Below are 7,864 nucleotides of genomic sequence, written 5' to 3' on the forward strand. Positions count from 1 at the left end.
ATGAGCTTCAGCCCCCCCGACGAAAAACTCGGTGTGCACATGGCCGATTGGAAGGGTGAGCACAAGGTGTTCGATGCGACGCTCAACCTTAAGCGCCAAGAACTCAGCCGCGCTGGCCTGCACCGTTATTTGCTGCAGTACCCATGGATGACCGCCAAGACCTGCTTGGCCATCTATTGGCAAGCCTTGCGTTTGCTGATCAAACGCGTACCGATTTTCTCCCATCAGGCCGCAGACGCCGCCTTCCGTATTGCCGCCACGCAGCCTAAGGATTCTCGCCATGAAAAGCAGTAGTGTTACGGCCAGCTTCAGCACCAACAGCCTGACCGCGAATATTCTGCGGCGCGGTGTGCTTCGCCAACTTGCCCGCCTGCAGCGCGGGCAACTGGTGGTCACCGAGGGCGAGGAGCGACACGTATTCGGTGCAGCCGGTGGGGTGTTGCAAGGGCAAATCGATGTTGTCGATGCTGCGACCTGGGGCATGGTTGCCAGCAACGGCTCAATCGGTGCGGGCGAAGCGTTTATCCACGGCTATTGGACCAGCCCGGACCTCACCGCGGTGATCCGAGTATTGGTCAGCAACCTGGAAGTGCTCGATGCCATGGAGGGCGGATTGGCGAAATTGAGCCGCCCCTTCATTCACGGTTTGCACTGGCTCAATCGCAACACGCGCAAAGGCTCACAGAAAAACATCGCCGCGCATTACGACCTCGGCAATGGCCTGTTCGAGCAGTTTCTTGATCCCACCATGATGTATTCCGCCGCACAGTTCCTGAGCGCGGACGATACGCTGGAACAGGCACAGCTGAATAAGCTGGAGCGCATTTGTCAGAAACTGGCCCTTAATCCGACTGACCACTTACTGGAAATCGGCACCGGCTGGGGCAGCATGGCAATCTATGCGGCGCAGCATTATGGTTGCCGGGTGACGACGACCACCCTGTCCAAAGAGCAATTCGCCTACACCGAGCAACGAATAAAACAGTTGGGGCTGCAAGACCAAATAACCTTGCTGCTGGAAGATTACCGCGACCTCACCGGCGAGTACGACAAGTTGGTGTCGATCGAAATGATTGAAGCGGTAGGCCATCGCTTTTTGCCGACCTATTTCAAACAGTGCGCGCATTTACTGAAAAGCAACGGCCTGATGTTGCTACAGGCCATCACCATTCGCGAACAGCGTTATGAGCAGGCAAAAAACACTGTCGACTTTATTCAGCGCTACATCTTCCCGGGCGGTGCACTGCCTTCCGTGCAGCGGATGCTGGATGTCGTAGGCAAAGATACCGACATGAACCTGTTGCACATGGAAGACTTCGGCCTGCACTACGCCCGCACGCTACGCCTGTGGCATGACAACTTCCGCCACGCCCATGGCTATCTGATGGAGCTGGGTTATGACGACTACTTTTTGCGGCTGTGGGAGTTTTACCTGTGCTACTGCGAGGGCGGCTTCCTCGAACGCACCATCGGCACCGCGCAATTGCTGCTAGCCAAGCCCGACGCAATGTCCCAGCCTTTGCTCGGCCGTTTCGATGCCTAAACAGCTGATCAATGCCCTGCTGTTTCAGATCGGTTGGTTCGCTTGCGTCTTGGGTGGGAATAGTTTTTGGCTGCTGATCGCAGTAGGCGTGTTGGCGATTCATCTGCTGTGGATCAGCTCGTGGCAGGCAGAAGGCCTGCTGCTGATCAGCGTAGCGTTGATCGGCACCACGGTGGATAGCCTGCTGCTGAACTGCGGGGTATTTAGTTTTGACGCCGGCGGCCCCCTGATTCCGTTGTGGCTGGTGATGTTGTGGGCAGTGCTGGCGACAACACTCAATCACTGCCTGGACTGGACCGCCAAGCCATGGTGGCGCGCCAGTGTGCTAGGTGCCGTTGGCGGCCCGATGTCGTATTACGCGGGATCAAAGATGGCCGGTGTACACCTGCCGCTAGGGCTTTGGCCAAGCATGGTGCTGTTAGGCGTTGTATGGGCCGGGTTGTTTACGCTGTTGCAGGGGTTGGCGAAGAGGGTGTGAAAAGCGATCACGGTTTTTCTGGGGGAGTGAATTCATTCACGAATGCCACGCCTCGGTGTATCTGGCATAACCGAGTAGCCTGCTTCCCGAATGAATTCGGTCCCACTGAAGGCGGACCGTGGTGTTTTGTCGCTGCACCCACACGAGCACCCCGCAACGGCATACACTGCGCGTCTATGACGACCACCAACATCCCACTGACTCAAATACCCGCAGAACCGGCCATTACGTGTTCGACCTGTGCGGCCTGCTGTTGCCAACTGGAAGTGATGCTGATCACCGACACGGGCGTGCCTGAACGCTACATCGATACTGACGATTGGGGTGGCGAGGTCATGTTGCGTCTGGATGACGGCTGGTGTGCGGCTCTGGATCGCAACACGATGATGTGCACGATCTATGAAAAACGTCCGCTGATTTGCCGCGAGTTCGAGACCGGCGCAGACGATTGCTTGAACGAACGCCGCGGCATAGCCACGGCGTATCGATAGCTTAGAACGGCACGGTGTAATGCAGCGCGTAGCTTTCTACACCGGCGTTAGGTTCTTTGATTCCACCGTTGGAGTAATGCATCGCGCGAATGCCGACTTCTTGTCCATTGTTGAATCGCAAACCGAACCCTACCCTGTCTTCAAACAGGAAAGCGGTGCTCAGATTCTGAGATTCTACGCGGGTACTTGAAAACAACGCCACGCCGATACCCGCTTCTAGGTAGGGCTTGATGCTCGCCGAGCCGAACTCGTAAACGAATACGGGAGAGAACGACAGGCTGTTATTTCCCGAAGTCTTGTCTCCGGACCAATAGGTGTAAGCGCCGTTCCAGTAACCGGTCAAACGTCCGACGTCGGTCTGGAACCAACTTTTGTCCCAATCAAACTGCACGCCCAAGCGGTAAGTCTGCGTCGACTCCCCTGTTTCCCCTACCGACAACTCAAGACCTGCGGCCTGAGCAATAACGCTTTGCCCCATTAATGCGGCCGCAATCGCAGCCAAACAAAATAGTCGTTTCATCAGAAACACCTTATCTGCACAACGTTTCAGGAATTTTTTAGCTCACCGACTTTTATAGAAATCCCCGGCCGGGCAATAGTTCCGACTGCTTCCCCTGCCGCGCTGACACAATTTTCACACTGTGAAGAATCGCACATTGCCAGTTTTATTCCATAGCAACGGTAATATGTTTCTAAATAATTCTGGAGGGCCGCTGGTCCAGAACTGTGATTCCAAAGCAGGCCCGCGTGCCAGTAACTGATGTTGGCTCAGTAAACGCTGGAGTTGGCGGGCAACCGCGCCGCCGGTGTCGATCAAACTGATCGAATCCGGGATCATTTCGCGCAGCAACGGTTTGAGGAACGGGTAGTGCGTACAACCCAGAATAATAGTGTCGCAGCCTGCGACCAGCAGAGGTTCGACGTAACCGCGCAGCAGGTTTCGAATGGCTGGACTGACCAGATCACCCGTCTCTATTAGCTCGACCAGACCCGGACACGGCTGAGTGATCACTTGTACATCAATGGCAAACCGATCGAGTAACGCGGCGAACTTGGCGCTTTGTAGCGTGCCAGTGGTGGCCAACACACCGACCACACCGCTGCGAGTCGCGGCCGCTGCAGGTTTAACGGCGGGCTCCATGCCGACGATGGGCCAGTTTGGATAGCGTTCGCGCAGGTCAGCGACGCCAGCCACGGTTGCGGTATTGCACGCCAACACCAGGGCCTTCGCGCCTTGGGCATGAAAAAACTCAGCAATCACAGCACAGCGCTGGCGAATGAATTCCGGTGTTTTTTCTCCATACGGAATATGGCCGCAATCAGCCACGTATAGCAGTGACTCGTTGGGCAGCAACCTGTGGATTTCGCCTAGGACTGATAAACCACCCACGCCAGAATCGAATACTCCAATGGGCGCTTCGCTGGTTTTAGTCATGCGTCGCGCCACAAACGCTGCAACCGGGGTCGCGCTTGACCCGCAGTTCACGGAAGCGACTGGTCAGCGCGTCGACCAACAACAAACGCCCAACCATGGGTTCGCCAAAGCCGGCCAGCAGCTTCAGTGCTTCCAACGCCTGCAGGCTACCGACCAACCCCACCAAGGGGCCAATGACACCCGCTTCGCTGCAGGTGAGTTCAGTTTCGTTACCGTGGCCGTATAGGCAGTGATAACACGGGCTGTCAGCGCGCCGTGGATCAAACACCGACAATTGCCCTTCCAGGCGAATCGCCGCGCCGCTGACTAACGGTTTGAGTGCTGCCACACAGGCCGCATTGACCGCTTCACGGGTACCAAAATTGTCGGAGCAATCGAGCACCAGGTCCACGGCATCGATCGCTGCCGCCAAACTGTCAGCATCCAACGCACTGCGATGGGCGATCAGTTTCACTTCGGGATTGATTGCGCTCAGGCGCTCGATGGCAGAATCGACTTTGCTCTTCCCGACGCTGTGGCTGTCGTGAATGATCTGTCGTTGCAGATTGGTCACGTCCACCGTGTCGAAGTCGGCCAGATGCAATTCACCCACCCCGGCCGCCGCCAGGTCAAGGCGACCGGCGACCCTAGACCGCCGAGGCCGACGATCAGTGCACGACTGGCTTTGAGGCGTAACTGGCCCTCGATATCGACGTGTTGTAACAGAATCTGCCGGCTGTAACGCAACAGTTCTGAGTCAGTCAGCATGGCGACGCCCGAGGGTAATGCGTTCGTGACCGCCCAGGTCCATGCGGCTTTGTACGCGCTCGAACCCTTGACTGGCCATCAAATCACGCACGGCCGCGGCTTGATCGTAACCATGTTCAAGCAACAACCAGCCGTTCACTTCGAGGTATTGCGCAGCCTGCGCGATGATTGTACGTATGTCATCCAGGCCATCGATGCCCGCTACCAAGGCGCTACTCGGTTCGAAACGCACATCACCTTCCACCAGATGCGGATCGGCAGACGCTATATAGGGCGGATTGCTGATTATCAGGTCGAAACGTCGTCCTTCCAGCGCGCTAAACCAATGGCTGTTCAGCACCGTGGCGTTGTCCAAGTGCAGCCGATGACGATTGCGTTCGGCCAGGGCGACAGCCTCAGGCACGCGGTCCACGGCCGTCACTTCCCAGAAGGAGCGCTCATTGGCCAATGCCAAGGCAATTGCGCCAGTACCCGTACCCAGGTCGAGCACTGTGACCGGTGCTTGGGATGGCGTTGCTGCATGAAGTTCAAGCGCTGCCTCTACCAATAGTTCGGTGTCGGGGCGCGGGATCAGTGTGTGTGGAGCGACCTCAAGATCGAGTTTCCAGAAGCCTTGCTGGCCCAGAATATAGGCCACGGGCTCACCGGATCGGCGACGCTCAAGGTAGGACGCGAACATCAGCGCCGCTTCGGTGCTGACGATTCGTTCGGGCCAGGTATGCAGGAAGCTCCGGGGCTTACCCAGTGCGGCAGCGAGTAACAACTCTACGTCCAGACGCGCAGTCGGCGAATCTGGAAGCTCGGCGCCTCTTAACAAGCTGGCAATAATTGTCATTTATTCACCCAATGCCGCAAGTTGGTCTGCCTGATACTCAGCTAAAAGTGGCTCTATCACTGCATCGACCCCGCCAGCCAAAACTTCATCAAGGGAATACAGCGTTAAGTTGACCCGATGATCCGTCACCCGTCCCTGAGGGAAGTTATAGGTACGAATTCGCTCGGACCGGTCGCCAGAACCTACCAATAGCTTACGCTCACTGGCGATCGCATTGGCGGCTGCGCTGGTTTGTTGATCGTTGAGTTTCGCTGACAACCACGACATCGCCCTAGCACGGTTCTTGTGCTGGGAGCGCTCTTCCTGGCACTCAACCACAATACCCGTTGGCAGGTGAGTGATACGCACCGCCGAATCGGTTTTGTTGACGTGCTGTCCACCAGCGCCCGAGGACTTGTAGGTATCTACGCGCAAATCCGACGAATTGATCTCGATAACTTGCTGTTCGTCTGGCTCAGGCAATACAGCCACGGTGCAGGCAGACGTGTGGATACGGCCTTGGGATTCGGTCTCTGGAACCCGCTGAACCCGATGCGCGCCGGATTCGAATTTCAGTTTGCCATAGACGTTCTCGCCTTCAACGCGAGCAATAACTTCCTTGAAGCCGCCATGCTCGCCGATGTTTTCCGAGAGAATTTCCACCCGCCAGCCGCGACGCTCGGCGTAACGCGAATACATGCGAAATAGATCACCCGAAAATATCGCCGCTTCGTCACCACCGGTGCCGGCGCGAATTTCCAGGAACACGTTGCGCCCATCGTTTGGATCCTTGGGCAGCAGCATGCGTTGCAACTGGCCTTCGAGCTCGATTAACTGGGCCTTGGCCTCGCGCACTTCCTCACCGGCCATTTCCCGCATGTCCGGGTCGCTGTCCTTGAGCAGCGCCTGCGCGCCTTCGAGGTCGCCCAGCACTTTGAGCAGCAGGTTATAGGTCACGACAATCGGTTCAACTTCGGCGTACTCCCGGGAATACGCGCGGAACTTGTTTTGCTCGGAAATGACTTCGGCATCGCCCAGCAGTGCGGTCAATTCCTCGTAGCGGTCATTGAGGATGTCCAGCTTATTGAGCAGTGAAGCTTTCATTGCGGGGGTTTATCCGTCGAGCCCTCTCCGAGGGCAAAAAGTTCCTGGGCCATGGCCAGCGCATCAAGGCGGCCTTCAGCTGTCAGCTTTTTCAACTGCACGCTTGGAGCATGCATCAGTTTGTTGGTCAGGCCACGCGCCAATTGCATCAATACGTCTTCGGCGCTGCTGCCATTGGCCAACATGCGCTGGGCTTTAAGTAATTCGTCGTCACGCAAGCGCTCACTTTGCTGGCGGTAGGCCTTGAGCACATCCACCGCAGCCAGTTCACGCAGGCGCAGCATAAAGTCGTTCGCGCCAATGTTCACCAGTTCTTCAGCCGCTTGGGCAGCGCCTTGGCGACTTTTGAGGTTTTCAGCGACCACTTCGTGCAGGTCATCGACGCTATACAGATAAACGTCGTCCAACTCGCCAACTTCCGGTTCGATATCCCGAGGAACGGCAATATCGACCATGAAAATTGGTTTGTGCTTGCGCAGCTTCAAAGCGCTTTCCACGGCGCCCTTGCCCAAAATCGGCAGTTGACTGGCGGTGGAGCTGATCACGATGTCGCTGTTAACCAGTTCAGCTGGAATGTCCGAGAGCAGTACCGCGTGGGCGCCAAACTCAGCGGCCAGGATGCTGGCGCGCTCCAGCGTTCGGTTGGCGACCACAATACGCTTGACGCCCAGCTCATGCAGATGCCGGGCGACTAAAGTGATGGTCTCGCCGGCACCGATCAGCAAGGCCTGACTGCGCTGCAAGTCGCTGAAAATTTGTTTCGCCAGGCTAACGGCGGCAAACGCTACCGATACCGGGTTTTCACCAATGGCCGTGTCAGTGCGCACCTGCTTGGCGGCATTGAACGTGGCCTGGAACAGCCGACCGAGCAATGGCCCGACCGTCCCCGCTTCCCGGGCAACGGCGTACGCCGACTTCATTTGGCCGAGAATTTGCGGTTCGCCCAGCACTAGCGAATCAAGCCCCGAGGCAACTCGCATCATGTGACGAACTGCCGCATCATCCTCGTGCACATAAGCGCTGGCGCGCAGCTCTTCCAGGCTCAAATGATGATAATCGGCCAGCCAGCGCAGTATTGAGTCGGCGGCGATATGGTCGTGTTCTATGTACAGCTCACTGCGGTTGCAGGTTGAGAGGATCGCAGCTTCGCGGCTGTCGGTTAGACGGCAGAGTTGCTGTAAGGCCTCAACCAGCAGCTCAGGCGTAAATGCCACGCGCTCGCGGACATCGACTGAAGCAGTCTTATGGTTAA

Annotated in this window: 9 protein-coding genes and 1 pseudogene; 4 read left to right on the top strand and 6 right to left on the bottom strand. The window is 57.0% G+C overall.

The genetic code is table 11. The features are described from left to right. From M0974_RS06275 to M0974_RS06290, 4 genes are all read left to right on the top strand, one after another. Window positions 1–294, top strand: a 294-nt coding sequence (locus M0974_RS06275) for a DUF1365 family protein (protein ID WP_297834123.1), incomplete at its 5' end; no start/stop codon positions are given. Then, window positions 281–1,543: a cyclopropane-fatty-acyl-phospholipid synthase family protein gene (locus M0974_RS06280; RefSeq protein ID WP_297834125.1), complete on the top strand. Its 1,263-nt coding sequence runs from the start codon at window positions 281–283 to the stop codon at window positions 1,541–1,543. The genes M0974_RS06275 and M0974_RS06280, both read left to right, overlap by 14 nt. Further along, entirely contained in the window at window positions 1,536–2,021 is a 486-nt protein-coding gene (locus M0974_RS06285; RefSeq protein ID WP_297834128.1) for a DUF2878 domain-containing protein, read from the top strand. The genes M0974_RS06280 and M0974_RS06285 overlap by 8 nt, the downstream gene beginning before the upstream one ends. A gap of 176 nt (window positions 2,022–2,197) precedes the next feature. Then, complete coding sequence (locus tag M0974_RS06290) at window positions 2,198–2,512, top strand: YkgJ family cysteine cluster protein (RefSeq protein WP_297834131.1); 315 nt, start codon at window positions 2,198–2,200, stop codon at window positions 2,510–2,512. A gap of 1 nt (window position 2,513) precedes the next feature. Here M0974_RS06290 and M0974_RS06295 read toward each other — a convergent pair whose 3' ends face one another. The 6 genes and pseudogenes from M0974_RS06295 to hemA form a co-directional block, all read right to left on the bottom strand. Continuing rightward, the gene (locus tag M0974_RS06295; RefSeq protein ID WP_297834134.1) at window positions 2,514–3,032 is read right to left on the bottom strand and encodes an acyloxyacyl hydrolase; all 519 of its coding nucleotides are present in this window, start codon (window positions 3,030–3,032) and stop codon (window positions 2,514–2,516) included. A 114-nt stretch (window positions 3,033–3,146) separates the two neighbouring features. Further along, window positions 3,147–3,947 carry a glutamate racemase gene (murI, locus tag M0974_RS06300; protein WP_297834136.1) on the bottom strand — a complete coding sequence of 267 codons (801 nt, stop codon included), beginning with the start codon at window positions 3,945–3,947 and terminating at the stop codon, window positions 3,147–3,149. Then, window positions 3,940–4,694: pseudogene (locus M0974_RS06305) on the bottom strand (molybdopterin-synthase adenylyltransferase MoeB). Before M0974_RS06305 ends, murI begins: the two are co-directional and overlap by 8 nt. Continuing rightward, the gene (gene prmC, locus M0974_RS06310) at window positions 4,684–5,529 is read right to left on the bottom strand and encodes a peptide chain release factor N(5)-glutamine methyltransferase (protein WP_297834139.1); all 846 of its coding nucleotides are present in this window, start codon (window positions 5,527–5,529) and stop codon (window positions 4,684–4,686) included. Before prmC ends, M0974_RS06305 begins: the two are co-directional and overlap by 11 nt. Beyond that, window positions 5,530–6,612, bottom strand: coding sequence for a peptide chain release factor 1 (gene prfA, locus M0974_RS06315; RefSeq protein ID WP_297834142.1), 1,083 nt, complete (start codon window positions 6,610–6,612; stop codon window positions 5,530–5,532). It lies immediately after the preceding gene. Beyond that, on the bottom strand, window positions 6,609–7,864 hold a 1,256-nt coding region (gene hemA, locus M0974_RS06320), incomplete at its 5' end, for a glutamyl-tRNA reductase (RefSeq protein WP_297834145.1). The genes prfA and hemA, both read right to left, overlap by 4 nt.

Origin of the sequence: Pseudomonas sp. (assembly GCF_026224925.1) — a bacterium.
Taxonomy (GTDB): Bacteria; Pseudomonadota; Gammaproteobacteria; order Pseudomonadales; family Pseudomonadaceae; genus Aquipseudomonas.

Excerpts from the sequence above, each read along its gene's own strand:
- M0974_RS06280 (WP_297834125.1), top strand. The coding sequence starts at position 281 with ATGAAAAGCAGTAGTGTTACGGCCAGCTTCAGCACCAACAGCCTGACC.
- M0974_RS06285 (WP_297834128.1), top strand. The coding sequence starts at position 1,536 with ATGCCTAAACAGCTGATCAATGCCCTGCTGTTTCAGATCGGTTGGTTC.
- M0974_RS06290 (WP_297834131.1), top strand. The coding sequence starts at position 2,198 with ATGACGACCACCAACATCCCACTGACTCAAATACCCGCAGAACCGGCC.
- M0974_RS06295 (WP_297834134.1), bottom strand. The coding sequence starts at position 3,032 with ATGAAACGACTATTTTGTTTGGCTGCGATTGCGGCCGCATTAATGGGG.
- murI (WP_297834136.1), bottom strand. The coding sequence starts at position 3,947 with ATGACTAAAACCAGCGAAGCGCCCATTGGAGTATTCGATTCTGGCGTG.
- prmC (WP_297834139.1), bottom strand. The coding sequence starts at position 5,529 with ATGACAATTATTGCCAGCTTGTTAAGAGGCGCCGAGCTTCCAGATTCG.
- prfA (WP_297834142.1), bottom strand. The coding sequence starts at position 6,612 with ATGAAAGCTTCACTGCTCAATAAGCTGGACATCCTCAATGACCGCTAC.